Raw genomic sequence first — 24952 nt, forward strand, 5'->3', positions numbered from 1 at the left:
AGGCCGGCAGCGACATCAAGCAGGTTGCGGCGCCAGCCAGCGCTCCAGCGCACCCAGCAGGTCGGCACGGCGGACCGGCTTGGTCAGATAGTCGTTCATCCCGGCTGCCAGGCAGCGGATGCGGTCCTCGGGCTGGGCGTTGGCGGTGACGGCGATGATCGGGATGCGCGCCCGGTCGTCGCCCATCCGGCGGATGGTGGCGGTGGCGGTGGCGCCGTCCATGTCGGGCATGGCGACGTCCATCAGCACCGCCTCGGGCGGCACCGGCGCCTGGGCGACGGCCTCCACCGCCTCCGCCCCGCCATTGGCGGTCTCGACCGAGAAGCCGGCCTTGGCGAGCAGCCCGGCCACCACCATGCGGTTGGTGGCGCTGTCGTCCACCACCAGAAGCCGCCCGCCGCGCGACCGCGCCCAGTTCAACAGAAGCTCGCCGTCGGTGGTGCGGGAGGGCAGGGCCGCCGGCATGTCGAGCACCGCGCGCCGCGATCCGTCGGCCTCCTCGGTCACGCTCATCTGCGCGCCCAGGCCCGCCAGCAGCCGTCGCATGAAATCCTTGTTGAACCCGTCCTCGCACCTGGCCTCATAGCGGCCATGCAGCTCCGCCCGGAGGACGACCGAGTCCTCACCGCTGGGCAGCGCCGACAACCGCAGATCGAGCCGGCCCGGTGCGGCGCTGGCGATGGCGCTGGCGGCCAGTGCGTTGCACAGGCTGCTGACCGTTTCCGCATTGCCGATCAGGCGCGGCGGCGTGCCGGTCCGAACGCCGACATCCAGGGAGATCCCCCGCCCCAGCGCCAGGGCCGTGGTGGAAACCGCCAGCATGCGGGCCATCGCTTCCGGAGCGAACGCCGTCCCCCTGTGGTGGGGGGCGTGATGCAGAATGTCACCGTTCATGGCCCGCCATTGGCAAAATGCAAAGCAGCTTGCATCGATCGGCTCAGAAAAGGACCGAGGTCCGCGATCCGGCCGATCTTGCGACCAATTCTCAGCAAGTTGCGGGCCAGCGGCGCATCGTTTCGCGCGCCGCGCGCGGCAAAGCGCGTTATCCTGCAACGACATACTTGGGTAAGTCGACCAAGCTGTGGCGACCGGCGCCGGAGACCTGGCTGCATGGCGGATTCGATTTCCGGGAGAGCGGCAGGGCGGTCAGCCGGACGGTGTGTCCGGCGGGTTGAACAGGTAGGGCACGAAGCTGCGGTGATGCTCGTTCACCCGCAGCTCGCTGCCGATCGGCGGGAAGGCGCGCTGCTGGCAGTCGGTGCGTTCGCACAGGCGGCAGTTCACGCCGATCGGCACCGCTGCCTTCATGTCGGTGATGTCGATGCCGGCGGCATAGACCAGTTCCGGCGCGTGGCTGGCCTCGCAGCCCAGCCCGACGGCGAATTGCCGTGACGGCTTCAGATAGGCGCCGCCGCGCTTGGTCACCGTGCGGGCGATGCTGATGTAGGCGGTGCGGTCCGGCATCTGGGCGAACTGCACCAGGATCTTGCCGGGCTGGGCGAAGGCCTCGTGCACGTTCCACAGCGGGCAGGCGCCGCCGAAGCGGGCGAAGTGGAAGCGCGTCGCCGAATGGCGCTTGGTGATGTTGCCGGCCATGTCGACCCGCACGAAATAGAAGGGCAGGCCGCGGGCGCCCGGCCGTTGCAGGGTGGACAGCCGGTGGCAGACCTGCTCGAAGCTGGCGGAAAAGCGGCTCTGCAACTGCTCGACATCGTGACGCAGGGCGCGGGCCTGAGCAGCGAAGGCGCGGTAGGGCAGCACCAGCGCCCCGGCGAAATAGTTGGCGAGCCCGACCCGGCAGATCGACCGCGCGTCCTCGCTGGAGAATTTCGCCTGCTCCACCAGCTCGTCGATCTGGTCGCCGAATTCCAGCAGCGCGATCTGGTTCGCCATGTGGAAGGCGCGGCTGGAACTGGTCAGCAGGGCCGACAGCCGCAGGGTGCCGGTGGAGGCGTCGTAGCTGCGCATGGCGGTGTCGCCCGCCTCGTCGGCGACGATCTTCACCCGCACGTCGTGGCGCCGCTTCAGATAGGCGGCGAGTTCGTTCAGCAGCGATCCGGAATGGATCTTCTCGCTGTCCCACAGCCGCTCCGCCGCCTCGTCCAGCGGACCGATGTAGTTGTTGCAGTAGTGGAAATAGTCCCGAACCTCCTCATACGGAAATTGCGGTCCGGCAAAGCTGTCATTCTGCTCGCTGTTGGACAGGCTGTCGGTCAGCGACTGCACCCGTTCATGCAGCTTCTGATAGGCCTGATGCAGGCTGAGCACGCGGCGGGCCAGTTCCGGACTGGATCCCACCACGCTGCGCAGTTCCGCCGCGGTCAGCGGCGCACCGGCGAACAGCGGGTCGGCCAGCGCCTCGCGCAGGTCGGAGACCAGCCGGCTGTCCTCGTCCTCCAGGAAAGCCGACAGTTCCAGCTCGAAGGTGGCGGCGATCCGCATCAGCACCGGCAGGGTCAGCGGACGCTGGTTGTTCTCCAACTGGTTGAGATAGCTGGGAGAAAGTTCCAGCGTCTTGGCCAGCGACGCCTGGGTCAGGCCGCGCTGTTCGCGCAGGCGGCGCAGCTTGTAGCCAAGGAACAGCTTCTTTTGCATGCGTATAAATTCCTGCCCGGCGCCGGCCTTGGAAATCAGCCGTTCTTCGCAATCTTAGCAAGCACAAATCGGCATTTGCAAAGGGCTTCGCAACTTCGCACCTTTTTGCGAAGAGGCTGTTTGAAGCGCTGCGAAGTTTGTGAATAATCCGCGGCGTTCCGGTGAACGATTGCGTCGCCTGCCGCCGGAACGGGGACGGTCATTGAGACGACAAGGAATGGGAACGCCCGATGCAAGACATTCTGGCCAAGTTGGAGTCCAAGCGCGCCGCGGCGCGGCTGGGCGGCGGTGAGAAGCGCATCGCCGGCCAGCACGCCAAAGGCAAGCTGACCGCGCGTGAGCGGATCGAGCTGTTCCTCGACGAAGGGTCGTTCGAGGAGTTCGACATGTTCGTCGAACACCGCTGCATCGACTTCGGCATGGAAAACCAGAAGGTCCCGGGCGACGGCGTGGTCACCGGCCACGGCACCGTCAACGGCCGCCTCGTCTTCGTCTTCAGCCAGGACTTCACGGTCTTCGGCGGCGCGCTGTCGGAAGCGCATGCCGAGAAGATCTGTAAGATCATGGATCAGGCGCTGAAGGTCGGCGCCCCTGTCATCGGCCTGAACGATTCGGGCGGTGCGCGCATCCAGGAGGGCGTCGCCTCGCTCGGCGGCTATGCCGAGGTGTTCCAGCGCAACGTCGATGCCTCGGGCGTCATCCCGCAGATTTCCCTCATCATGGGGCCGTGCGCCGGCGGTGCGGTGTACTCGCCGGCCATGACCGACTTCATCTTCATGGTGAAGGACAGCTCCTACATGTTCGTCACCGGCCCCGACGTGGTGAAGACCGTCACCCACGAGGTCGTGACCGCCGAAGAGCTGGGGGGCGCCGTCACCCACTCCACCAAGTCGGGCGTCGCCGATCTGGCCTTCGAGAACGATGTCGAGGCCCTGCTCCAGCTGCGCCGCTTCGTCGATTTCCTGCCCTCGTCGAACCGCGAGAAGGCGCCGGTCCGCCCCTGCAGCGACCCGCTCGACCGCGAGGACTTCTCGCTCGACACGCTGGTGCCGGAGAACCCGAACAAGCCCTACGACATGAAGGAGCTGATCCTCAAGATCGTCGACGAGGGCGACTTCTTCGAACTCCAGCCGGAATACGCCAAGAATATCCTGATCGGCTTCGCCCGGATGAACGGCTCCACGGTCGGCATCGTCGCCAACCAGCCGATGGTCCTGGCCGGCTGCCTCGACATCGACAGCTCCAAGAAGGCGGCGCGCTTCGTCCGCTTCTGCGATGCCTTCGAAATTCCGATCCTCACCCTGGTCGATGTCCCCGGCTTCATGCCCGGCACCAGCCAGGAGTATGGCGGCATCATCAAGCACGGCGCCAAGCTGCTGTACGCGTACGCCGAGGCCACCGTGCCAAAGGTGACCGTCATCACCCGCAAGGCGTACGGCGGCGCGTACGACGTGATGTCGTCCAAGCATCTGCGCGGCGACCTTAACTATGCCTGGCCGTCCGCTGAAATCGCGGTGATGGGCGCCAAGGGTGCCGTGGAAATCATCTTCCGCGGCGACATCGGCGACGCCGAGAAGATCGAGGCACGTACGGAAGAGTACAGGCAGAAGTTCGCCAATCCCTTCGTCGCCGCGTCGCGCGGTTACATCGACGACGTCATCATGCCGCACGGAACCCGCCGCCGCATCACGAAGGCGCTGTCCATGCTGAAGAACAAGCAGCTCCAGACCCCCTGGCGCAAGCACGACAACATTCCGCTGTGAGGGCCGGCAGCATGTTCGAGAAGATCCTCATCGCCAACCGTGGCGAGATCGCCTGCCGCGTCATCCGCACGGCACGCCGCATGGGCATCAAGACCGTCGCGGTCTATTCCGACGCCGACAGGAACGCGCTTCATGTCGAGATGGCCGACGAGGCCGTCCACATCGGCGCCGCCCCGTCGGCCCAGAGCTATCTGCTGATCGACAGGATCGTGGATGCCTGCAAGCGGACCGGCGCCCAGGCCGTCCATCCCGGCTACGGCTTCCTGTCGGAGAAGCGCGAGTTCCAGGAGGCGCTGGCGGCTGCCGGAATCGCCTTCATCGGCCCGGACGCCCACGCCATCCAGGCGATGGGCGACAAGATCGAGTCCAAGAAGCTGGCGAAGGCCGCGGGCGTCTCCACCGTCCCCGGCTATCTCGGCGTCATCGCCGACGACAGCGAGGCGGTGACCATCGCCCGCGACATCGGCTATCCGGTGATGATCAAGGCCTCGGCCGGCGGCGGCGGCAAGGGCATGCGCGTGGCCTGGAACGACGAGGAGGCGCGCGAGGGCTTCCGCTCGGCCACCAACGAGGCGCGCTCCAGCTTCGCCGACGACCGTGTCTTCGTCGAGAAGTACATCCAGCAGCCGCGCCACATCGAAATCCAGCTTCTGGCCGACGGGCAGGGCACCTGCCTGTACCTGCACGAGCGTGAATGCTCGATCCAGCGCCGCCACCAGAAGGTGATCGAGGAGGCGCCGAGCCCCTTCCTCGACGCCGCCACCCGCAAGGCGATGGGCGAGCAGGCTGTCGCGCTTGCCAACGCGGTGCAGTACAAGTCGGCCGGCACGGTCGAGTTCATCGTCGATGCCGAGCGCAACTTCTATTTCCTGGAGATGAACACCCGCCTCCAGGTCGAACACCCGGTCACCGAGCTGATCACCGGCCTCGACCTCGTCGAGCTGATGATCCGCGTCGCCGCCGGCGAGAAGCTGACGCTCCGCCAGGAGGACGTGCAGCTCAACGGCTGGGCCGTTGAGGCGCGCGTCTATGCCGAGGATCCCTTCCGCAACTTCCTGCCCTCGACCGGCCGCCTGACCCATTACCGGCCGCCGGCCGCAGGCCCCCATGTCCGCGTCGACACCGGCGTGTTCGAGGGCGGCGAGATCTCGATGTATTACGATCCGATGATCGCCAAGCTCTGCAGCTGGGGGCAGACGCGCGACGAGGCCATCGCTGAAATGCGCGAGGCTCTGGACCAGTATTACATCCGCGGCGTCAGCCATAACATCCCGTTCCTGGCCTCGCTGATGGCGAACCAGCGTTTCGTCGACGGGCGGCTGACCACCAACTTCATCGCCGAGGAATATCCGACCGGCTTCCATGCCTCCGACCTGCCGCCGGAAGACCCGGCGGTGCTGGTCGCGGTTGGCGCGGTGATCCACCGCAGCCTGAACGACCGCGACATCCAGATCTCCGGCAAGATGCCCGGCAACAAGGTGACTGTGCGCGACGACTGGGTGGTGGTGCTGGACGGCACCCAGCATCCGGTGCACCTGCATCCGGCGGATGGCAATGCGCAGCGCATCGGCTACACCGTCGAGGTCGACGGCAAGCGCCATACGGTGCTGAGCGACTGGCGGATCGGCGAGCCTCTGTTCCGCGGCACGGTTAACGGCGCCGACGTCTGCGTCCAGATCGACCGCGTCGGCATCGGCTATCGCCTGCATCACAGCGGCTCTCAGGCGGTCGTCAAGGTTCTGACGCCGAAGGCGGCCAAGCTGGACGCCCTGATGCCGGTCAAGGCGCCGCCGGACATGTCGAAGTTCCTGCTGTCGCCGATGCCGGGCCTGCTGGTGTCGCTGGCGGTGTCGGAAGGCCAGGAGGTCAAGGCCGGCGAGGTGCTGGCTGTGGTCGAGGCGATGAAAATGGAGAACATCCTGCGCGCGTCGCAGGACGGGACGGTCGCGAAAATCCACGCAGCCCCGTGCAGCAGCCTGGCGGTCGATCAGAAGATCGTGGAATTCGCCTGACGGGAAAACTCTTACAGCGTAAGGGCATTCAGACATGGCTTACGAGTTTTCGCCCCTCGTCCGTCCGGTCCCGCTGCTCGGCACGCTGGTGCCGCAAGGCGGCCTCGCCAAGATGGCGATGGCGGCCGTGCTCGGCAGCGTGCTGATGGCGGTCTCCGCCAAGGTGCAGGTGCCATTCTACCCGGTGCCGATGACGCTGCAGAGCATGGTCGTCATGCTGCTGGGCATGGCTTACGGCAGTCGGCTCGCGGTCGCCACCGTGCTGCTCTATCTTGCCGAGGGGCTGGCCGGCCTGCCGGTCTTCGCGGGGGCGGGTGCCGGCCCGGCCTACATGATGGGGCCGACCGCCGGCTATCTGGTCGGCTTCGTCCTCGCGGCCGGGGTGATCGGCCTGCTGGCCGAACGCGGCTGGGACCGCAGCCCGGCCAAGGCGGTCGCCGCCATGGCGCTGGGCCACGCGATGCTGTTCGTTCCGGGCGTGGCGTGGCTCGCGCTGCTGTTCGGCGTGGACAAGGCGCTGGCGGCCGGCCTGTGGCCTTTCTGGGCAGCCACCCTGCTGAAGACCGCGCTGGGTGCGGTGCTGATGCAGGCCGCCTGGAAAATCGTCGCCCGCTGTTCGGCGCGGCGAGGATGAAAAGGATGAACAGGATTCTGCGCGTGTCGCAGGACGGGACGGTCGCGAAAATCCACGCGGTGCCGGGCGGCAGCCTGGCGGTCGATCAGAAGATCGTGGAATTCGCGTAACCGTATAAGAAGAAGAAACGCAATCGAGAGGAAGCGTCGCCCCTGCCCCCTTCCACCGGCCGTCCGTCTGGCGGAAGGGGGCATCGGGGGGACCGCACTGCCAACACCCTACGCCCATAAGAAGCCATCAGGAGGCGTCGATGACCGAGTTCCCGCAGAAGACCCTTGCCGACTGGGACAAGCTGGCCGCCAAGGATCTCGGCGCCGACGGCGACATTTCCAAGCTGGTCTGGAAGACCCCGGAAGGGTTGGACGTCAAGGCGCTCTACACCGCCGCCGACCTGGAAGGGCTGGAGCTGGACACGCTGCCGGGCTTCCCGCCCTTCACCCGCGGTCCGCGCGCCACGATGTACGCGGTGAAGCCCTGGACCATCCGGCAATATGCCGGCTTCTCCACCGCGGAGGAGTCGAACGCCTTCTACAAGGCCAACCTCAAGGCCGGCCAGATGGGCCTGTCGGTGGCCTTCGACCTCGCCACCCACCGCGGCTATGACAGCGACCATCCGCGCGTCGTCGGCGATGTCGGCAAGGCCGGCGTCGCCATCGACAGCGTCGAGGACATGAAAATCCTGTTCGCCGACATCCCGCTCGACAAGATGTCGGTGTCGATGACCATGAACGGCGCGGTGCTGCCGATCCTGGCCGGCTACATCGTCGCGGCGGAAGAGCAGGGCGTCTCCCAGGACAAGCTGAGCGGCACCATCCAGAACGACATCCTCAAGGAGTTCATGGTCCGCAACACCTACATCTACCCGCCCGAACCCTCGATGCGGATCATCGCCGACATCATCGAGTACACCTCCCAGCACATGCCGAAGTTCAACTCGATCTCGATCTCCGGCTATCACATGCAGGAGGCGGGTGCGACGGCGGTGCAGGAGCTGGCCTTCACCATCGCCGATGGCCTTGAGTATGTCCGCGCCGCGATGTCGAAGGGTCTGCCGGTCGACAAGTTCGCGCCGCGCCTGTCCTTCTTCTTCTCCATCGGCATGAATTTCTTCATGGAGATCGCCAAGCTGCGCGCCGCGCGCCTGCTGTGGTCCTCCCTGATGCAGGAGAAGTTCCAGCCGAAGGACGCGCGTTCCCTGGCGCTGCGCACCCACTGCCAGACCTCCGGCGTCTCGCTGACCGAGCAGGACCCCTACAACAACGTCATCCGCACCACCATCGAGGCGATGGCGGCGGTGCTGGGCGGCACCCAGTCGCTGCACACCAACGCCTTCGACGAGGCGCTGGGCCTGCCGACGAAATTCTCCGCCCGCATCGCCCGCAACACCCAGCTGATCATCGCGGAGGAGGCCGGCGTCACCAAGGTGGTCGATCCGCTCGGCGGCTCCTTCTACATCGAGCATCTGACCCACAGCCTCGCCAACGCGGCGCTGGAGCTGATCGGCCGGGTCGAGGAGATGGGCGGCATGACCAAGGCGGTCGAGAGCGGCATGCCCAAGCTGCTGATCGAGGAGGCTGCCGCCCGCCGTCAGGCCGCCATCGACCGTGGCGAGGAGGTGATCGTCGGCGTCAACAAGTACCGTCCGGAGAACCCCGAGGGGGTGGACGTGCTGGACATCGACAACACCGCCGTCCGCGAGGCGCAGATCGCCCGACTGAAGCAGATCCGCGCCAGCCGCGACGAGGCCAAATGTCAGGCGGCGCTGGCGGCGCTGACCGAGGCCGCCGCGGCGAAGACCGGCAATCTGCTGGCCCTGTCGGTCGAAGCCACCCGTGCCCGCGCCACCGTCGGCGAGATCTCCGACGCGCTGGAGAAGGCCTTCACCCGCCATGTCGCCGTCATCCGTTCGGTGTCGGGCGTCTACGGCTCGGCCTATGAGGGCGACGAGGGCTTCAAAAAGATCCAGGAGGAGGTGGCGTCCTTCGCCGCCGAGGAAGGCCGCCGGCCGCGCATCCTGGTGGTGAAGATGGGCCAGGACGGCCACGACCGCGGCGCCAAGGTGATCGCCACCAGCTTCGCCGACATCGGCTTCGACGTCGACATCGGCCCGCTGTTCCAGACCCCGGACGAGGCGGCGCGGCAGGCGGTGGAGAACGACGTGCACGTCATCGGCGTGTCGTCCCAGGCCGCCGGCCACAAGACGCTGGTGCCGCAGCTGATCGAGGAACTGCGCCGCCAGGGCGCCGGCGACATCCTGGTGGTGTGCGGCGGCGTGATCCCGCCGCAGGATTACGACTTCCTCTACAAGGCGGGTGCCGCGGCGATCTACGGTCCGGGCACCAACATCCCGAAGGCGGCATCGGACATCCTGGGCATCCTGCGCAAGCAGAAGACTGCGGCGTGATGAGTGGTGGCGGGAAGGGCGAAGGCTCTTCCCGTTCCTGTTTCGGGCGGCCCCGAACTGGACAGGATAGAGCAGTGTCACTATCCTTAGCACAGTGACGCATGGTCGGGAGCCGTTCGATGTCCAGGATCGATCCAGCCAAGAAGAATGAGCATCCCGTTTCCGATACGCTGGAAAATGCATCCCCTGTGTCGTCCATGGATGCCGAAAAGAAGAAATGGATGGAGGACAATCGGGCGGCGTTTGCCGCCTACGATGCGTTGGTGGACCGGCTTGGCCTTTTCGGTGAAGAGCACCGGAACTTCGAATGAGATTTCTCGACGTTTGCCTCAATCCGGCAGCGAAGGGAAAGAAAAATCACCCCATTCCCTATCTCTTGATCGTTCAGGGTGATTATGTCGGCATCGACAGAACCCGTGTGGTCGTTCCGTTGATGCGGTCGTCCGAAGTTGAAACTCCAATTCCCAAGATCATGCCCCCGATCATGATCGGTAACGAGCAGTTCGTCGTCGTGACGCCGCAGATCATCGCTTTGCCCGTTGCGCAAATCGGCGCCGTCATCGCGTCCGCAGCCGATGCCCATTCCGACATCCGCCGCGCCATCGACGTCCTGACAGGCGACTTTTGACCGTCACCGCCGAAACCGACCTCTACGCTCCCGTCAAAGCCTTCCTCGAAGCCCAGGGCTATGACGTGAAGGCGGAGATCCGCGGCTGCGATCTCGTCGCCACGCGCGGGGACGAGCCGCCGGTGATCGTCGAGCTGAAGAAGCGCTTCACCCTCGACCTTGTGCTGCAAGGCGTTGACCGGCTGGCGCTCAGCGACAGCGTCTATCTCGCCGTGCCGCAGCCGGGGCGCAAGGCGACCGGGCCGTCTCCCCTCGACGGCGACGTGAAGAAGCTCTGCCGGCGGCTGGGGCTCGGCCTGCTGATGGTCGATCCGGGTCTGGCCGAAGGGCGGCAGGTCGCCGTGCTGCTCGACCCCGTCCCCTACACCCCGCGCAAGGACAGGAAGCGCACCCACCGCCTGCTCGGCGAGCATGCCCGCCGGGTCGGCGATCCCAACCGCGGCGGCTCCACCCGGGTCGCCATCGTCACCGCCTACCGCCAGGATGCGCTGCGCATCGCCCGCCTGCTGCGCGGCGGGCCGCTGACCGTCGCGGCGCTGCGCAAGGCCGGGGCGCCGAAGGATGTCGGGCCGATGCTGCAGCGCAATGTCTATGGCTGGTTCGAGCGGGTCGGGCGCGGCACCTACGCGCTGACCCCGGCCGGCGTCAAGGGGGTGGAGGCGTTCGCCCATGCCCTGGCGGAGGCGTGACACTCCGCACCGCCAAGCCTATGATCGTCGCCACCAAATCCACGATCACAAAAGGCTGGAGCCCGCTTTGTCGGACTACATCAGCAATCTCGTCGTCTTTTTCGTCGTCGTCGATCCGCCGGGGCTGGTGCCGCTGTTCATCGCGCTGACCCGCGGCTTCGACGACCGGCACAAGCGGATCATCGCGCTGCGCGGCACCGCCATCGCCTTCGTCGTGCTGGTCTTCTTCGCCTATTTCGGCAAGGTCGTGCTGCAGACCCTGTCCATCGAGATGCCGGCCTTCCGCATCGCCGGCGGGGCGCTGCTGTTCTGGATCGCCTTCGAGATGCTGTTCGCCAAGCGCTCCGAGCGCAAGGAGCGCGACACCGGCGAGGCGATGACCGACGAGGACGCGCACGACATCGCCGTCTTCCCGCTGGCGGTGCCGCTGATCGCCGGGCCCGGCGCCATCACTTCGATCCTGCTGCTGATGGACCGCGTCGGCACAACGGCGGCGGGACAGGTCAGCGTGCTGGGGGCGGCGGCGACGGTGATCGGCGGGGTGACGCTGATCCTGCTGGGGGCCGACCGGGTCGGGCGGCTGCTGGGCCGCACGGTGATCCACACGGTCAGCCGGGTGCTCGGCATCGTGCTGGCGGCGCTGGCCGCGCAGACGGTGATTTCCGGCATCACCGCCGTCTATCCGCCCCACTGATCTCCGGCCAACCCAGCAAAATCGTCCAAAGGGGCAGCGCGCTGCCGCCGGCACTTTCTCGCTACCGCTTCCCGCAGTCTCGTCCGAGCCCGAAAGACCAGTCCCCCTTTCCAGCCCAACCGCCCAGCCTACATGGGGTCCTGCCACAGTCGACGCCGGGTGTTCGCCCGGCGCTCGCCTATCCACGCGCCCAAACACAAGAGGCGGCGGCCATGGACCTCGACCCGCTGATCCTGTCGCGGATACAGTTCGCGTTCACGATCTCCTTCCACATCCTGTTTCCCAGCTTCACGGTCGGGCTCGCCTGCTGGATCGCGCTTCTGGAGGCGCTGTGGGTCGGCACCGGCAAGGGCATCTACCGCAGCTTGGCGGAATTCTGGACCCGCATCTTCGCCCTGTCCTTCGGTCTGGGCGTGGTGTCGGGCATCGTCATGTCCTACCAGTTCGGCACCAACTGGAGCCGCTGGTCCGACACGGTGGGCAACGTGCTGGGTCCGCTGATCCAGTATGAGGTGGTGACCGCCTTCTTCCTGGAGGCCGCCTTCCTCGGTATCCTGCTGTTCGGACGCGACCGCGTGCCGCGCGGCATCCACCTGATGGCCGCCTGTCTGGTGGCGCTGGGCACGCTGCTGTCGTCCTTCTGGATCCTGTCGGCCAACAGCTGGATGCACACCCCGGCCGGCTTCGAGATCAAGGACGGCCGCTATTTCGTCACCGACTGGTGGCAGGTGGTGTTCAACCCGTCCTTCCCCTATCGCCTCGCCCACATGGTGACGGCGATGTTCCTGACCACCAGCTTCGTCGTCGCCGGCATCAGTGCCTTCTACCTGCTGAGGCGCCGGCATCTCGACCATGCCAGGCTGGGGCTCGGCATGGCGCTCGCCCTCATCACCGTGCTGGCGCCCCTTCAGATCTTCCTCGGCGACGAGCATGGGCTGAACACGCTGGAGCATCAGCCGGCCAAGATCGCGGCGATGGAAGGCAACTGGGAGGGCGGTCCGCGGGCCCCGCTGGTCCTCTTCGCCATCCCCGACGTGAAGGCGGAGACCAACCGTCTGGAGATCGGCATTCCCGCCCTGTCCAGCCTGATCCTGACCCACGATTTCAACGGCAGCGTGCCGGGCCTGAAGCAGTTTCCGGCCGACCAGCGGCCCGACCCGCGCATCATCTTCTGGACCTTCCGCCTGATGGTCGGCATTGGCTTCCTGATGTTGACGGTGGCGGCGGTGCATCTGGTGCTGCGTTTCCGCGGACGGCTCTACAACAGCGACTGGTTCCACCGCATCCTGGTCGGCTGCATGCCGATCGGCTTCGTCGCCATCCTGGCCGGCTGGTTCACCACCGAGATCGGGCGCCAGCCCTGGGTCGTCTACGGCCATCTGCGCACTGCCGACGCGGTGACCCCGTCGCTGACGGTGGAGGCGGCGCTGGTCTCGCTGGTCTCCTTCATCGTCGCCTACACCATCATCTACGGCGCCGGCACCTATTACCTGATCCGCCTGCTGCGCACCGGCCCGACCCATGTCCATGACGCCCGGCAGCCGCCGGAGGCGCAGAGCCCGAAGCGCCCGCTGTCGGCCGCCGACTCTTCCATCGAAGCCGCGGAGTGAGCCCCATGCAGGAAATAGCGGAAGGAAGTCTGCTGACCCTGATCTGGGTCGGGATCGTCGGCTTCGCGGTGTTCATGTATGTGCTGATGGACGGCTTCGACCTCGGCATCGGCATCCTCTACCCCTTCGCCCCGACGGAGGAGGACCGCGACACCATGATGAACACGGTGGCGCCGGTCTGGGACTTCAACGAGACCTGGCTGGTGCTGGGCGGGGCGGGCCTGTTCGCCGCCTTTCCCATCGCCTATGCCGTGGTTCTGCCGGCGATGTACATCCCGCTGCTGGTCATGCTGATCGCCCTGATCTTCCGCGGCGTCGCCTTCGAGTTCCGCTTCAAGGCGCGGGCGGGCCGGCACTGGTGGAACCGCTCCTTCTTCGTCGGGTCGCTGGCGGCCACCTTCGCGCAGGGCGTCGTGCTCGGCTCCTTCATCCAGGGCATCCCGGTCTATGAGCGGCAGTTCGTCGGCGGCATGTTGCACTGGCTCTCCCCCTTCGCCCTGTTCTGCGGCGCGGCGCTGGTGGTCGGTTATGCGCTGCTCGGCGCGACATGGCTGATCTGGCGGACCATCGGGCCGTTGCAGGACTGGTGCTTCCGCATGGCGCGGCGGCTGATGCTGGTGGTGCTGGCCGGCGTCGCCGTGGTCAGCCTGTGGACGCCCTTCCTGCTGCCGCAGATCGCCGAGCGCTGGTTCTCGCTGCCCAACCTGTTCTTCCTGGCGCCGGTGCCCATCGTCACCGCGGTGCTGGCCTTCGCCCTGTGGCGGGCCCTCGACAACAGCCGGGATGTGGCGCCCTTCGTGCTGTCGATGGCGCTGTTCGCCCTGTCCTATCTCGGGCTTGCCATCAGCCTGTGGCCGCACCTGATCCCGCCCGGCGTCACCGTGTGGGAGGCGGCGGCGCCGCCCAAGACGCAGGTGTTCCTGCTCGTCGGCATGGCCTTCCTAATCCCGTCGATCCTCGGCTACACCGCCTATTCCTACTGGGTCTTCCGCGGAAAGGTGACGGGGGCCTTCGGTTACCATTGAGCGGAGAGGGCGCCCCGGCCTAAAAAGGGCGCCTTCGGACGGGAAAGGGATCCGCCATGGACAACGACATCAGCTTCGCCGAGGCCATGCTGCGCCGTGGCGCCGGCCTGCTGGAGGAAGAAGCGAGCGCTGTTGAAAGCGACCCCTTCGCCGTGCTGGCCCGCCTGCTGGCCGCCGCCGCGGCGACCGACGCGCCGCTGGTGGTGCTGAGCGAGGGCGGTAGCCACCCCGCTCTGTTCGACGAGGCCAACCGCCGCGCGGGCGAGCCGCTGACCGCCCGTCTCGCCGGCCTTGCCGCCACCCGCCAGGGCGAGCGCGCTACGATGTACGAGTTCGACGGCACCGGCCCGCTGACCGGCAACCGCATCGTCGCCGCCCTGCTGCGGCCGGAGGAGCGGCCCGACCTTTTGCATGTCTACATTGCCGTCGGCCGCCTGCGCGGCGGCGAGGCGCAGATCACCGTGCCGCCCGCCCTGCTGCGCTTCGACGCCGCCGCACTGGGCCAGACGCTGGGGCTGCTGGGCGATGCGGTGTCGCGCAGCCCGAATGCCGCCACCGCGGCGCTGGCCCATGCCGCCGCCATCCTGCCGATGGAGGGCCATGAGCAGGGCGGCATGCCGGCGCCCCTGCTGGACCTCTACTGGCATGCACTGACCCTTGCGTCCGTGCGCGCCGCAGGTGGCGCGGCCGTGGGACTGGCCGGGATGATTCCGGAGGGGAATGCGTAGGGGCACCGGGAATGTCCCGAACTCCCGGTTTTCATAAACTCCACCAAAAAAGGAACAGAATCCTATAACCTCTCCGCAAACGGTTCCACCATCCTGCGGAGCGACGCCATGGCCCTCGACAGCCGTACCCTTGCAAACGACCATTTCCCGCTCTGGGCCGAAGAGCCGCCGGTGCCCTCGGAAGGCTCGCTGGTCCCCGGTTCGCAGTTCCACGAGGAACAATGGGTCATGGCCGCCGGCATGCTGGCGCGCGGCAGCAGCTTCCTCTATGTCGCCCGCGCCATGGGGTGCAGCCGCACCACGCTCTGGCGTGCCTATTACGGCTCCAAGGATTTCCGTCACAGGGTGTGGTGGGAACGGCAGGCCCTGAACCGCGAGGCCGACCTGCGCCTGTCGTCGTTGCGCAGTCTGGTGGTCGAGCAGATCGAACGGCTGGTCTCCTCCGGCGATCCGTCCACCGTGCGCTGGCTGGCCGACCGGCTCGGCATCCCCGACGGGCTTGGAGCACAGCCGGCGCAGCATCCGGCGCCGCAGCCGCAAGACCCGCTCGCCGAGACCGTCCCCGACCTCGACGACGACAGCATCCCCGGCGCCTTCCGCGAACGCACCCCGCCCGATCCGCGCGCCGTCGCCGCCATCCTGGCCCGCCCGGAATCGACGGGGCCGAAGGGTGTCTATCCCTACACCCTCAACCCCGACGATCCCTATCCCACCCTCGGCTCGGCGCTGGAACGCCGCGGCAAGGCCGCCTTCGGCCGCCGGTGAGGCGGGCGGGATGGAACAGCCGCCGGAAACCGTTCCACGCTGTTCCACCCCCCGGATGCGCTTCGCATTGTCGCCCGAGGAGGCCTTCGTCCCGCCGCTCTTTTGCAAATCGTTTGAAACTCTTTCCCGTGCTGCCGATCTGGTGACAGAGTTAACGTCAGTGAAATACTGCGTCACATCGTCACCAGTTCAACGGGAGCAGCCATGCGCCAGCGCCTCCGCTTCTATCTCGGGGACGAGCTTCGGGAGATCGACGCGGTCGATCCCACCCTGACGGTGCTCGACTGGCTGCGGCTGTCGGAACGGCGGGTCGGCACCAAGGAAGGCTGTGCGGAGGGCGACTGCGGCGCCTGCACCGTGGTGGTCGGGCGGCTGGACGGCGACACCCTGCGCTACGAGGCGGTGAACGCCTGCATCCGCTTCCTCGCCACGCTGGACGGCTGCCGCCTGCTGACGGTGGAGCATCTGAAGGCACCGGATGGCACGCTGCATCCGGTGCAGCAGGCGATGGTCGATTGCCACGGCTCGCAATGCGGCTTCTGCACGCCCGGCTTCGTCATGTCGCTGCTGGCGCTGTACCTGAACGAGGACCGGCCGGACGGCCAGCGTATCGATGACGCGCTTGCCGGCAACCTCTGCCGCTGCACCGGCTACGAGCCCATCGTCCGCGCCGCCCACGCCATGTATGAGATCGGCGACAAAACCTCGGACAGGTTCGCCGACCGCGCCGCCGTGGCGGACAAGCTGAAGGCCCTGCGCGACGAGGACATCCTCAGCGTGGGATCCGCCGGGCGCCGCTTCCTGGCTCCGGCCACCGTGCCGCAATTGGCGCAGCTCCTGCTCGACAACCCCGGCGCCACCATCGTGGCCGGGGCGACCGATGTCGGGCTGTGGGTGACCAAGTTCCAGCGCGTGCTGGCGACGGTGGTCTACACCGGCCGGGTCCGGGACCTGCGGCGGATCGAGGATCGTGGCGACGCGCTGGTGATCGGTGCCGGCGTCACCTACAGCGACGCGGCGGAGCGGATCGCCGCACTCTATCCCGATTTCGGCGAGCTGATCCGCCGCATCGGGGCGGAGCAGGTGCGCAACATGGGCACCATCGGCGGCAACATCGCCAACGGCTCCCCCATTGGCGACACGCCGCCGGCCCTGATCGCCTGCGCCGCCACCCTGCGGCTGCGGCGCGGCGAGGAGACGCGCGAGCTGCCGCTGGAGGAGTTCTTCCTCGAATACGGCAAGCAGGACCGCCGCGAGGGTGAGTTTGTCGAGGCGGTGATCCTGCCCAAACCGGGGGCGGGGGAGCGGTTCCGTGCCTACAAGATCGCCAAGCGCTTCGACCAGGACATCTCCGCCGTCTGCGGCGCCTTCCGCCTGACGCTGGACGGCGAGGGCCGTGTCGCCGACATCCGCATCGCCTTCGGCGGCATGGCCGGCACGCCCAAACGCGCCGCCGGGGCCGAGGCGGTGCTGCTGGGCCGCCACTGGACCGAGGAAACCGTGCGGCTGGGGATGGAGGCGCTGACGGGGGACTATGCGCCGCTGTCCGACTGGCGGGCCAGCGCCGCCTACCGCTCAACGGTGGCCGCGAATTTGCTGATGAAGCTGTATGTCGAGACCAGCGACCCGGCGGCGGAGACCCGTCTGGTCGGCGACCGGAGGCTTGCACATGCCTGATTCCATGGCGCCTGACATCACGACACCCATCGCACCCGCCGCCGCCCCGGAGCGCAGCCCGGACCGCATCCAGGGCGCCGTCCACGACTCCCGCCGGCACGAGAGCGCCCACAAGCATGTCAGCGGCGAGGCGGTCTATGTCGACGACATCGCCGAGCCGGCCGGGTTGCTGCACGTCTATCTGGGCCTCAGCAGCCGGGCCCATGCGCGCATCCGCGCCATCGACCTGTCGCCGGTCAGGCAGGCCCCCGGCGTGGTGGCGGTCTTCACCGCCGAAGACGTGCCGGGGGTGAACGACATCGGCTGCATGGGCAAGCATGACGAGCCGCTGTTCGCGTCATCCCTGGTCGAGCATGTCGGCCAGCCGATCTTCGCCGTTGCCGCCGAGACCCGCGACCAGGCCCGCCGCGCCGCCAAGCTGGCGGTGGTCGAGTATGAGGATTTGCCCGCAATCCTGACCATCGCCGCCGCCCGCGACGGCGAGCGCACTCTGGTCACCCCGCCGATGAATCTCCGGGTCGGCGATGCCGACGCGGCGCTGGCCGCGGCGCCGCACCGCCTGGAGGGCCGGCTCGCCATCGGCGGGCAGGAGCATTTCTATCTGGAAAGCCAGATCGCCATGGCGGTGCCGGGCGAGGATGGCGAGGTGCTGATCCACGTCTCGACCCAGCACCCGACGGAGGTGCAGCACATCGTCGCCCATGTGCTGGACCTGCCCAGCGCCGCGGTGACGGTCGAGGTGCGCCGCATGGGCGGCGGCTTCGGCGGCAAGGAGACGCAGTCGAACCTGTTCGCCGCCTGCACCGCGCTGGTCGCCGGACGGACCGGCCGCGCCGCCAAGCTGCGCCCCGACCGTGACGACGATTTCCAGATCACCGGCAAGCGCCATGATTTCGAGATCGACTATCGCGTCGGCTTCGACGACAGCGGGCTGATCCAGGGTGTGGACATGCTGTTCGCCGCCCGCGCCGGCTATGCCGCCGACCTGTCCGGCCCGGTGACCGACCGCGCGCTCTTCCATGCCGACAACGGCTATTTCTATCCGGCGGCGCGGCTGCAATCGCTGCCGCTGAAGACCAACACCGTGTCCAACACCGCCTTCCGCGGCTTCGGCGGCCCGCAGGGCATGGTGGCGGCGGAGCGGGTGATCGACGAAATCGCCTATGCCCTGGGCAAGGACCCGCTGGAGATCCGCAAGCGGAACTTCTACGGCAGCGATCCCGGGACGGACGGCCGCAGCCTGACGCCCTATCACCAGACCGTCACCGACAACATCCTGCCCGAACTGGTGGCGCAGCTTGAGGAAAGCAGCGGTTACTGGACAAGGCGGGAGGAAATCCGCGCCTTCAACGCCAACAGCCGCATCCTGCGCAAGGGGCTGGCGCTGACGCCGGTGAAGTTCGGCATCTCTTTCACCGCCAGCCATTACAATCAGGCCGGCGCCCTGGTCCATGTCTACACCGACGGCAGCATCCAGCTGAACCATGGCGGGATCGAGATGGGGCAGGGGCTCTATACCAAGGTCGCCCAGGTGGTGGCGGAGGAGTTCCAGGTCGACATCGCCACCATCCGCCCGACCGCCACCAACACCGGCAAGGTGCCCAACACGTCCGCCACCGCGGCCTCCTCCGGCTCCGACCTCAACGGCAAGGCGGCGCAGGCGGCGGCGCGCACCATCAAGGAGCGGCTGGTCGCCTTCGCGGCGGAGAACTGGGGCGTGGCGCCGGACGCGGTGCGGTTCGAGCGCAACCGGGTGCTGGTCGGCGACCGCGACATGAGCTTCGCCGATCTGGTCCGCGCCGCCTATATGGCGCGGGTGCAGCTGTCGGCCAACGGCTTCTACAAGACGCCGAAGATCCATTGGGACCGCGCGGCCGGGCGCGGCACCCCCTTCTATTATTTCGCCTATGGCGCCGCCTGCGCCGAGGTGACGGTGGACACGCTGACTGGCGAATATGTCGTCGACCGGGTGGACATCCTGCACGATTGCGGCCGGTCGCTGAACCCGGTGATCGACAAGGGCCAGATCGAGGGCGGCTTCGTCCAGGGCATGGGCTGGCTGACCATGGAGGAGCTGTGGTGGGACGGCCAGGGCCGCCTGCGCACCCACGCCCCCAGCACCTACAAGATCCCGGCCTGCTCCGACCGCCCGCGCATCTTCAACGTGGCGCTGCTGGAAAACGCGCCGAACCGCGAGGACACCATTTTTCGCTCCAAGGCGGTGGGCGAACCGCCCTTCATGCTGGGCATGTCGGTCCTGCACGCCCTGTCCGACGCGGTGGCGAGCCTCGCCGGGCATCGCCTCTGTCCGCGGCTGGACGCGCCGGCCACGCCGGAACGCGTGCTGGCCTGCATCGCCGCCCTGCGGGAGCGGGAGGCGGCGTCTCCCCAGCCATGACACCGCTTTCCGCCACCCTCTCGCGCTGGCTCTCCCTCGATGAACCCGCCATTCTGGTGACCGTCGCCGAAGCGCGCGGCTCCACCCCGCGGGAGGAAGGAGCCGGCATGCTGGTGGGGCGGGAGGCCTGCGCCGGCACCGTCGGCGGCGGCCGGCTGGAATGGACCGCCATCGCCGCCGCGCGGCGGATGCTGGAGGACGGCAGCGCCGCCGAGATGCTCGACCTTCCGCTGGGACCGGCGACCGGGCAGTGCTGCGGCGGGTATGTGGTGCTGCGGCTGGAGCGCGCCGATGCCAGCACCGTTGCCGCCCTGGAGGAACTCGAACGCCGGGTACGGGCGGCGCGGCCGACCCTGCTGCTGTTCGGCGCCGGCCATGTCGGACGGGCGATGGCGACCGCCTTCGCCCCGCTGCCGCTGCGGCTGCTGTGGATCGACGGCCGGGTGCAGGAGTTTCCCGAGACGATCCCGGCCGGGGTGGAGCGCATCCTGACCGACAGCCCGCTCGACCCGCTGGCCGGCGCGCCGTCCGGGTCCGGCTATCTGGTGCTGACCCACAGCCACGCGCTTGACTTCGAGATCGCCGAGGCGGCCCTGCGGCGCGGCGACGCGGCCTATGTCGGGATGATCGGCTCGGCGACGAAACGGGCGAAGTTCGAACGCTGGTTCCGGGCACGCGGGCGGGAGGTGAATGCGCTGGCGGGGCTGACCTGTCCCATCGGCACCGCGCTGACCGGCGACAAGCGGCCGGAGGTGATCGCGGCCCTCGTCGCGGCGGAACTGCTGGTGGCCTTCGTGCGCCCTCTCCCGCCCCGGGAGAGGGAAGGGGCCCAAGCGAAGCTTGGGAAGGGTGAGGGGTGAGGCAAGGATCAAGGAATCCATGTCCGGATCGCCCCTCACCCTCCCGCCTTCGGCGGGTCCCTCCCTCTCCCGGGGCGGAAGAGGCTCATTTCTCTCACCCCATCGCCTCCGCCCCCGACACCAGCTCGATCAGTTCATTCGTGACCTGTTCCTGCCGCAGGTGGCGCGCCGTGGCTGTCAGCCCGTCCAGCGTGGTTTCGATGTTGTGGCGCGCGGTCATCATGGTGGAGAGGCGCGCGGCATTCTCGGCGGCGAAGCTCTCCATCGCGGCATCGGCCAGCAGGGCGAAGACATACTCGTCCACGAGCCGGGCGATCAGGTCGCGCGGCGGCATGTTGATCAGCGGAGGCACTGGCCGGGCGCCGTCCCGCGGAAACCCGAGCGGCAGCAGCGGCCGGCGCACCGGTTCCGGCGCCGCGCCGCCCTCGGTCCGGCCGTAGAGCAGCTCCACGCGGACCAGCCGCCCCTCCGCCGCGGCCCGATAAAGCGCCTCGGCGATGCGCCGGGCGGTGGCGGTGACGGCATCGGTGTTGGTCGCCATCGCCGTGCTCCAGTCCGGCGGGCATCCGCGCTCCTCCAGCAGGGCGGCGCCGCGCTGCCCCACCACCCACAGCGCGCAGCCGTCCGGGGCGGCCAGCGCGGCCTCGACCAGCCTTTCGGCGAAGGCGCCGACGAAGCCGTGCTCCGGCGCGAACAGCACCCGTGCCGAACGGCCATCATGCCCGTCCGCCGGCCACTGGACCGGCACGTCGTCCAGCAGGGCAGCCGCCTGGGCCAGCGCCCCGGCGATGACCTCAGCATAGGCGCGGGTTCCCGCCAGCGTGCCGAGCGCCTGCTGCAGCCGCATGGCGGCGAGCGAGCGCATGACGTCGGTCACCGCCTCCAGCTCCTGCACGCTGGCCCGCCGGGCCTCGACATCGGCCAGCCGCTCGCTCATGGCGTCTCTCCGTCAAGCCCGGCGGCGGCGGCTTGGGTGGCGGCTTGGGCGATCAGGTCGCGCAGCGCCGTCTTGGTGGCGTCGTCCAGCGCCTCGCCGATCTTCGGCGGGCGGGCGGCGACCAGTCCGGCCAGCGCCGCCTGGAAGCGGGGAATCGCCCTCAGCGGCAGCCCGTCCAGCGTGCCGTCGGCGAGCGCCAGCAGCTGTGCCGCCTGGACCGCCAGCGGCCAGGGCGACAGATGGCGCTGGGCCAGCAGGGCGCGCATGCGCTGGCCGTGCGCCACCGCCTTGCGGGTCCGTTCGTCCACCAGACCGCCGAAGCGGGTGAAGACCTCCAGCTCCAGGAACTGGGCGTAATCGAGCCGCAGCGGTTCGGCCAGGGCGCGCAGCACCGGCGGCTGCGCCTTGCCGCCGACGCGCGACACGCTGCGGCCGATGTCGACCGCCGGCTTCTGCCCTTCGTAGAACAGCTTGGCATCCAGGCAGACCTGGCCGTCGGTGATCGAGATCAGGTTGGTCGGGATGTAGGCCGACAGGTTGCCGCCCTGGGTCTCGGCGATGGGAAGGGCGGTCAGCGACCCGCCGCCCCTGGCCGGGCTGAGCTTGGCGGCACGCTCCAGCAGGCGGCTGTGCAGGTAAAACACGTCGCCCGGATAGGCCTCCCGCCCCGGCGGGCGGCGCAGCAGAAGCGACAATTGGCGATGGACCGCCGCATGCTTGGACAGATCGTCGACGATCACCAGGGCGTGGCGGCCGCTGTCGCGGAAATGCTCGGCCATGGTGAAGCCGGCATAGGGGGCCAGCCATTGCAGGCCGGGGGCGGAATCAGCGGCGGCGACGACGAACAGGGTGCGCGCAGCCGCGCCCCCCTGCCGCACCGCCTCGATGGCCGCGCGGACGCCCGACGCCTTCTGGCCGATGGCGACATAGACGCAGAACACGTCACCATCCGTCTGGTTGAGGATGGCGTCCACCGCGATGGCGGTCTTGCCGGTGGCGCGGTCGCCGATCAACAACTCGCGCTGGCCGCGGCCGAGCGGGAACATGGCGTCGATGACCGCGGTACCGGTCAGCAGCGGTTCGGACACCGCCGCCCGCTCCGCGATGGTCGGGGCGGGGCGCTCCACCGGCTCCCAGCGCTCGGCCTCGACCGGCGGGCCGCCCTCCAGAGAGTTGCCGTCGAGCGGGTTGCCGAGCGGATCGACCACCCGGCCCATCAGCCCGTCGCCGACCGGCACGCGCAGCACCGTCCCGGTGCCATGGACGGTGCCGCCGGCCATGACCGCCGAGGCATCGCCCAGCAGGACGCAGCCGATCAGCCCGTCCAGATCCATGGCGAGACCGGCGACGCCGCCGGGAAACAGCAGCAGTTCGTCGACCCGGACGTCGGGCAGGCCGGAGACATGGGCGATGCCGTCGCCCACCGACTCCACGCGCCCGACCGATTCCAGCCGCGCAGCCGTCTCCAGCCCATCGAGCCGGCGCAGCGTGCCCGGCATCCAGGCGTTGAGCGCTTCCTTAAGCGACGGCGTCGGCAGTGTGTCTTTCGGAGTCATGACGCGTCATCTCCTCCTTCGCCTCGGCCAGCGCCTGCTTCCAGCTGCGGCGGACGACGCTGTGGGCAAAATGCAGCTCCACCCCGGCGATCAGCGACGGGTCCTCGACCAGCTCCAAGGCCACCGAACGGCCGAGCGCCGTCGCCAGCCGGTCGCGCGTCCGGGCGGTGTCGCCTTCCGGCAGCGGGGCGGCGATGGTAAGCCGCACCGGCACCGGGTCGATCCCATCGGCCAGGGCATGGCGCTGGGGCGCGCTCAAAGACTCCACCGCCGCGCAGGCCTCGTCCAGCAGCGGCACGGTCAAGACAGCGGCGGGGGCGTCGCGCAGAAGCCGGGTCGCCAGACGGATGCCGAGATCGACGGCATGGCGCTGCAACCCCTCCAGCGCCTGCGCCCGCTCTTCGGCCAGCCGGCTGCGCGCCTCCTCCAGCGCGTGCTCGGCCTCGCCCCTGGCCTTTTCCAGCAGGGCGGCGCGTTCGGCCTCCGCCTCGGCGCGGGCGGCGGCGATCAGGCGGTCGCGCTCGGCGGGCAGGGCGGTGCGCTGGTCCTCCAGGCTTTGGCGCGCGGCTTCGGCGGCTTGGCGCGCGGCCTCGGCCTCGCTGCGGACACGCTCGGTGGCGGCCTGGCGCTCGGCGATCACCGCCAGGACCGGCCGGTAGAGGAAGCGGCGCAGCAGCCAGACCAGGATCAGGAAATTGACCGCCTGGAGCAGAAGGGTCCAACCGTCGATGTGCATGACGGACCTCGCGGTTGCAGCACTAGGCGAACGGATTGGCGAACAGCAGAAGCAGCGCCACGACGAGGCAGTAGATCGCCATCGTCTCGATCATCGCCAGACCGACGAACAGGGTGCGCGACAGGGTGTTGGCAGCCTCCGGCTGGCGGGCGATGGCCTCCATCGCAGCGGCGACGGCGCGGCCCTCGGCCAGCGCCGGGCCGATGGCGCCAACCGACACCGCCAGTGCCGCGCCCAGGATGCTGATGGCATGGACGTCCATGGTTGCTACCCTTTCTCGATGGTTCCGACAGCACCGCCGATGAAGACCGCGGCGAGAATGGTGAAGATGTACGCCTGGACGAGGCCCAGCAGCAGCTCCAGCGCCATCAGCGGCACCGGCACGAACAGCCCGGCCAGCGACAGCACGATGGCGATGACGAACTCCCCGCTCATCACATTGCCGAACAGGCGGATCGACAGCGAGAAGGCGCGCGTCAGCTCCGACAGCAGGTTCAGGGGCAGCAGAAGCGGGGTGGGGTGGGCGAAGCCCTTCAGATAGCTCCACAGGCCGCGCCGGCGGATGCCCAGCGCCTGCGATGCCAGCAGCACGATCAGCGCCAGCGCCGCCGCCGTCTCCAGGAAGGCGGTCGGCGCCTTCATGCCCGGTACCAGCCCCGACAGGTTGGCGACCGCCAGATAGAGGAACAGCGTGCCCAGCAGCGGCAGGAAGGGGGTGGCGTCGGTCTGCATCGTCTCGGCGATCTGCTGGCGCAGGGTCTCCACCACCAGTTCCAGCACGGTCTGCACCGGGCTGGGCCGCTCCACCCGCAGCCGCCGGGTCGCGAGTGCGGAGCCCAGCGTCATCGCTGCCATCAGTCCCCAGGTGAGGATGACCGGCAGCGTAACCGGGACCGGGCCCAGCAGGAAGACGACCGGTGTCGTCAGCGGGGATTCGGTCATGGCATCCTCTCCTGCGGCCCCTCCTGCATCCGCCGCTCCCGCCGAAGCACCACGCTGCGCGCCAGCTGGAAACCGGCCAGCATCGCCAGCAAGGCCTCCGCCCCGCCCCAGACCGCGGCGATGGTGAAGCCGGCGGTGGCGCCGGCCAGCCGCAACAGATAGAGCGGCATCGCCCGCCGCACCCCGCCAACCACATAGAGCCGTGCCGTCGCCGCCAGCCCGCGGAAGAACAGGGTTCCCAGCGCAAGACCGGCCAGTGCCCCGGCAAGGATGGGGAGCAGATAGGGCGGCACTGTCAT

Annotated in this window: 23 protein-coding genes; 15 read left to right on the forward strand and 8 right to left on the reverse strand. The window is 68.5% G+C overall.

Annotation, left to right across the window (positions count from 1 at the left end; genetic code table 11):
• Positions 1–15: 15 nt before the first annotated feature.
• A complete protein-coding gene (locus GBZ48_RS05400) occupies positions 16–894 on the reverse strand; it encodes a response regulator (RefSeq protein WP_174470090.1) in 879 nt (292 codons plus the stop codon).
• 252 nt (positions 895–1146) lie between these two features.
• The gene (locus tag GBZ48_RS05405) at positions 1147–2595 is read right to left on the reverse strand and encodes a helix-turn-helix domain-containing protein (RefSeq protein ID WP_174470091.1); all 1449 of its coding nucleotides are present in this window, start codon (positions 2593–2595) and stop codon (positions 1147–1149) included.
• A gap of 230 nt (positions 2596–2825) precedes the next feature.
• On the opposite strand from GBZ48_RS05405, the gene GBZ48_RS05410 reads away from it, so the two are divergent.
• The 15 genes from GBZ48_RS05410 (at position 2826) to xdhC (ending at position 20482) form a co-directional block, all read left to right on the forward strand.
• Positions 2826–4358: an acyl-CoA carboxylase subunit beta gene (locus tag GBZ48_RS05410; protein ID WP_174470092.1), complete on the forward strand. Its 1533-nt coding sequence runs from the start codon at positions 2826–2828 to the stop codon at positions 4356–4358.
• 11 nt (positions 4359–4369) lie between these two features.
• Positions 4370–6370, forward strand: coding sequence for an acetyl-CoA carboxylase biotin carboxylase subunit (locus tag GBZ48_RS05415; RefSeq protein WP_174470093.1), 2001 nt, complete (start codon positions 4370–4372; stop codon positions 6368–6370).
• Between the two features lie 34 nt (positions 6371–6404).
• Positions 6405–7004 carry a biotin transporter BioY gene (locus GBZ48_RS05420; RefSeq protein ID WP_174470094.1) on the forward strand — a complete coding sequence of 200 codons (600 nt, stop codon included), beginning with the start codon at positions 6405–6407 and terminating at the stop codon, positions 7002–7004.
• A gap of 250 nt (positions 7005–7254) precedes the next feature.
• Positions 7255–9408: a methylmalonyl-CoA mutase gene (gene scpA, locus GBZ48_RS05425; protein ID WP_174470095.1), complete on the forward strand. Its 2154-nt coding sequence runs from the start codon at positions 7255–7257 to the stop codon at positions 9406–9408.
• 119 nt (positions 9409–9527) lie between these two features.
• A complete protein-coding gene (locus tag GBZ48_RS05430) occupies positions 9528–9719 on the forward strand; it encodes a type II toxin-antitoxin system CcdA family antitoxin (RefSeq protein ID WP_174470096.1) in 192 nt (63 codons plus the stop codon).
• Entirely contained in the window at positions 9716–10036 is a 321-nt protein-coding gene (locus GBZ48_RS05435) for a CcdB family protein (protein WP_174470097.1), read from the forward strand. Before GBZ48_RS05430 ends, GBZ48_RS05435 begins: the two co-directional genes overlap by 4 nt.
• Complete coding sequence (locus tag GBZ48_RS05440) at positions 10033–10725, forward strand: DUF2161 domain-containing phosphodiesterase (protein ID WP_174470098.1); 693 nt, start codon at positions 10033–10035, stop codon at positions 10723–10725. The genes GBZ48_RS05435 and GBZ48_RS05440 overlap by 4 nt, the downstream gene beginning before the upstream one ends.
• Before the next feature lie 67 nt (positions 10726–10792).
• Positions 10793–11419: a MarC family protein gene (locus GBZ48_RS05445; RefSeq protein ID WP_246306991.1), complete on the forward strand. Its 627-nt coding sequence runs from the start codon at positions 10793–10795 to the stop codon at positions 11417–11419.
• Positions 11420–11631: 212 nt separating this feature from the next.
• The gene (locus GBZ48_RS05450) at positions 11632–13029 is read left to right on the forward strand and encodes a cytochrome ubiquinol oxidase subunit I (protein WP_174470099.1); all 1398 of its coding nucleotides are present in this window, start codon (positions 11632–11634) and stop codon (positions 13027–13029) included.
• Between the two features lie 5 nt (positions 13030–13034).
• Positions 13035–14054: a cytochrome d ubiquinol oxidase subunit II gene (gene cydB / locus GBZ48_RS05455; protein ID WP_174470100.1), complete on the forward strand. Its 1020-nt coding sequence runs from the start codon at positions 13035–13037 to the stop codon at positions 14052–14054.
• A 56-nt stretch (positions 14055–14110) separates the two neighbouring features.
• On the forward strand, positions 14111–14782 hold the full coding sequence (locus GBZ48_RS05460; protein WP_174470101.1) for a hypothetical protein: 672 nt from the start codon (positions 14111–14113) through the stop codon (positions 14780–14782).
• Between the two features lie 108 nt (positions 14783–14890).
• Positions 14891–15547 (forward strand): hypothetical protein, encoded by a 657-nt coding sequence (locus tag GBZ48_RS05465; RefSeq protein ID WP_174470102.1) that lies wholly within the window; start codon positions 14891–14893, stop codon positions 15545–15547.
• A gap of 204 nt (positions 15548–15751) precedes the next feature.
• Complete coding sequence (gene xdhA, locus GBZ48_RS05470; RefSeq protein ID WP_174470103.1) at positions 15752–17224, forward strand: xanthine dehydrogenase small subunit; 1473 nt, start codon at positions 15752–15754, stop codon at positions 17222–17224.
• Complete coding sequence (gene xdhB, locus GBZ48_RS05475) at positions 17217–19622, forward strand: xanthine dehydrogenase molybdopterin binding subunit (RefSeq protein WP_246306992.1); 2406 nt, start codon at positions 17217–17219, stop codon at positions 19620–19622. Before xdhA ends, xdhB begins: the two co-directional genes overlap by 8 nt.
• On the forward strand, positions 19619–20482 hold the full coding sequence (gene xdhC, locus GBZ48_RS05480; protein ID WP_174470104.1) for a xanthine dehydrogenase accessory protein XdhC: 864 nt from the start codon (positions 19619–19621) through the stop codon (positions 20480–20482). The genes xdhB and xdhC overlap by 4 nt, the downstream gene beginning before the upstream one ends.
• A gap of 94 nt (positions 20483–20576) precedes the next feature.
• On the opposite strand, the gene GBZ48_RS05485 is transcribed toward xdhC, so the two are convergent.
• Genes GBZ48_RS05485 through GBZ48_RS05510 form a run of 6 tightly spaced genes read right to left on the reverse strand, consistent with a single transcriptional unit; the run spans position 20577 to position 24952 of the window.
• Positions 20577–21419: a F0F1 ATP synthase subunit gamma gene (locus GBZ48_RS05485; protein ID WP_174470105.1), complete on the reverse strand. Its 843-nt coding sequence runs from the start codon at positions 21417–21419 to the stop codon at positions 20577–20579.
• Positions 21416–22975, reverse strand: coding sequence for a F0F1 ATP synthase subunit alpha (locus GBZ48_RS05490; protein ID WP_174470106.1), 1560 nt, complete (start codon positions 22973–22975; stop codon positions 21416–21418). Before GBZ48_RS05490 ends, GBZ48_RS05485 begins: the two co-directional genes overlap by 4 nt.
• On the reverse strand, positions 22938–23711 hold the full coding sequence (locus GBZ48_RS05495) for a F0F1 ATP synthase subunit delta (RefSeq protein WP_174470107.1): 774 nt from the start codon (positions 23709–23711) through the stop codon (positions 22938–22940). The genes GBZ48_RS05490 and GBZ48_RS05495 overlap by 38 nt, the downstream gene beginning before the upstream one ends.
• Before the next feature lie 22 nt (positions 23712–23733).
• The gene (locus GBZ48_RS05500) at positions 23734–23973 is read right to left on the reverse strand and encodes a F0F1 ATP synthase subunit C (protein ID WP_012977203.1); all 240 of its coding nucleotides are present in this window, start codon (positions 23971–23973) and stop codon (positions 23734–23736) included.
• Between the two features lie 5 nt (positions 23974–23978).
• A complete protein-coding gene (locus GBZ48_RS05505; protein WP_174470108.1) occupies positions 23979–24653 on the reverse strand; it encodes a F0F1 ATP synthase subunit A in 675 nt (224 codons plus the stop codon).
• The gene (locus tag GBZ48_RS05510; protein WP_174470109.1) at positions 24650–24952 is read right to left on the reverse strand and encodes an N-ATPase subunit AtpR; all 303 of its coding nucleotides are present in this window, start codon (positions 24950–24952) and stop codon (positions 24650–24652) included. The genes GBZ48_RS05505 and GBZ48_RS05510 overlap by 4 nt, the downstream gene beginning before the upstream one ends.

The sequence above is a fragment of the Azospirillum melinis genome (assembly GCF_013340935.1).
GTDB lineage: Bacteria > Pseudomonadota > Alphaproteobacteria > Azospirillales > Azospirillaceae > Azospirillum > Azospirillum melinis.

What these genes read in the sequence shown, in the direction of transcription:
- scpA (WP_174470095.1), top strand. Translation starts at nt 7,255, where the DNA reads ATGACCGAGTTCCCGCAGAAGACCCTTGCCGACTGGGACAAGCTGGCC.
- GBZ48_RS05460 (WP_174470101.1), top strand. Translation starts at nt 14,111, where the DNA reads ATGGACAACGACATCAGCTTCGCCGAGGCCATGCTGCGCCGTGGCGCC.
- GBZ48_RS05405 (WP_174470091.1), bottom strand. Translation starts at nt 2,595, where the DNA reads ATGCAAAAGAAGCTGTTCCTTGGCTACAAGCTGCGCCGCCTGCGCGAA.
- GBZ48_RS05415 (WP_174470093.1), top strand. Translation starts at nt 4,370, where the DNA reads ATGTTCGAGAAGATCCTCATCGCCAACCGTGGCGAGATCGCCTGCCGC.
- GBZ48_RS05490 (WP_174470106.1), bottom strand. Translation starts at nt 22,975, where the DNA reads ATGACTCCGAAAGACACACTGCCGACGCCGTCGCTTAAGGAAGCGCTC.
- GBZ48_RS05420 (WP_174470094.1), top strand. Translation starts at nt 6,405, where the DNA reads ATGGCTTACGAGTTTTCGCCCCTCGTCCGTCCGGTCCCGCTGCTCGGC.
- GBZ48_RS05495 (WP_174470107.1), bottom strand. Translation starts at nt 23,711, where the DNA reads ATGCACATCGACGGTTGGACCCTTCTGCTCCAGGCGGTCAATTTCCTG.
- xdhA (WP_174470103.1), top strand. Translation starts at nt 15,752, where the DNA reads ATGCGCCAGCGCCTCCGCTTCTATCTCGGGGACGAGCTTCGGGAGATC.
- GBZ48_RS05505 (WP_174470108.1), bottom strand. Translation starts at nt 24,653, where the DNA reads ATGACCGAATCCCCGCTGACGACACCGGTCGTCTTCCTGCTGGGCCCG.
- GBZ48_RS05410 (WP_174470092.1), top strand. Translation starts at nt 2,826, where the DNA reads ATGCAAGACATTCTGGCCAAGTTGGAGTCCAAGCGCGCCGCGGCGCGG.
- GBZ48_RS05510 (WP_174470109.1), bottom strand. Translation starts at nt 24,952, where the DNA reads ATGACAGTGCCGCCCTATCTGCTCCCCATCCTTGCCGGGGCACTGGCC.
- GBZ48_RS05465 (WP_174470102.1), top strand. Translation starts at nt 14,891, where the DNA reads ATGGCCCTCGACAGCCGTACCCTTGCAAACGACCATTTCCCGCTCTGG.
- xdhC (WP_174470104.1), top strand. Translation starts at nt 19,619, where the DNA reads ATGACACCGCTTTCCGCCACCCTCTCGCGCTGGCTCTCCCTCGATGAA.
- GBZ48_RS05400 (WP_174470090.1), bottom strand. Translation starts at nt 894, where the DNA reads ATGAACGGTGACATTCTGCATCACGCCCCCCACCACAGGGGGACGGCG.
- xdhB (WP_246306992.1), top strand. Translation starts at nt 17,217, where the DNA reads ATGCCTGATTCCATGGCGCCTGACATCACGACACCCATCGCACCCGCC.
- GBZ48_RS05450 (WP_174470099.1), top strand. Translation starts at nt 11,632, where the DNA reads ATGGACCTCGACCCGCTGATCCTGTCGCGGATACAGTTCGCGTTCACG.
- GBZ48_RS05485 (WP_174470105.1), bottom strand. Translation starts at nt 21,419, where the DNA reads ATGAGCGAGCGGCTGGCCGATGTCGAGGCCCGGCGGGCCAGCGTGCAG.
- cydB (WP_174470100.1), top strand. Translation starts at nt 13,035, where the DNA reads ATGCAGGAAATAGCGGAAGGAAGTCTGCTGACCCTGATCTGGGTCGGG.
- GBZ48_RS05430 (WP_174470096.1), top strand. Translation starts at nt 9,528, where the DNA reads ATGTCCAGGATCGATCCAGCCAAGAAGAATGAGCATCCCGTTTCCGAT.
- GBZ48_RS05435 (WP_174470097.1), top strand. Translation starts at nt 9,716, where the DNA reads ATGAGATTTCTCGACGTTTGCCTCAATCCGGCAGCGAAGGGAAAGAAA.
- GBZ48_RS05500 (WP_012977203.1), bottom strand. Translation starts at nt 23,973, where the DNA reads ATGGACGTCCATGCCATCAGCATCCTGGGCGCGGCACTGGCGGTGTCG.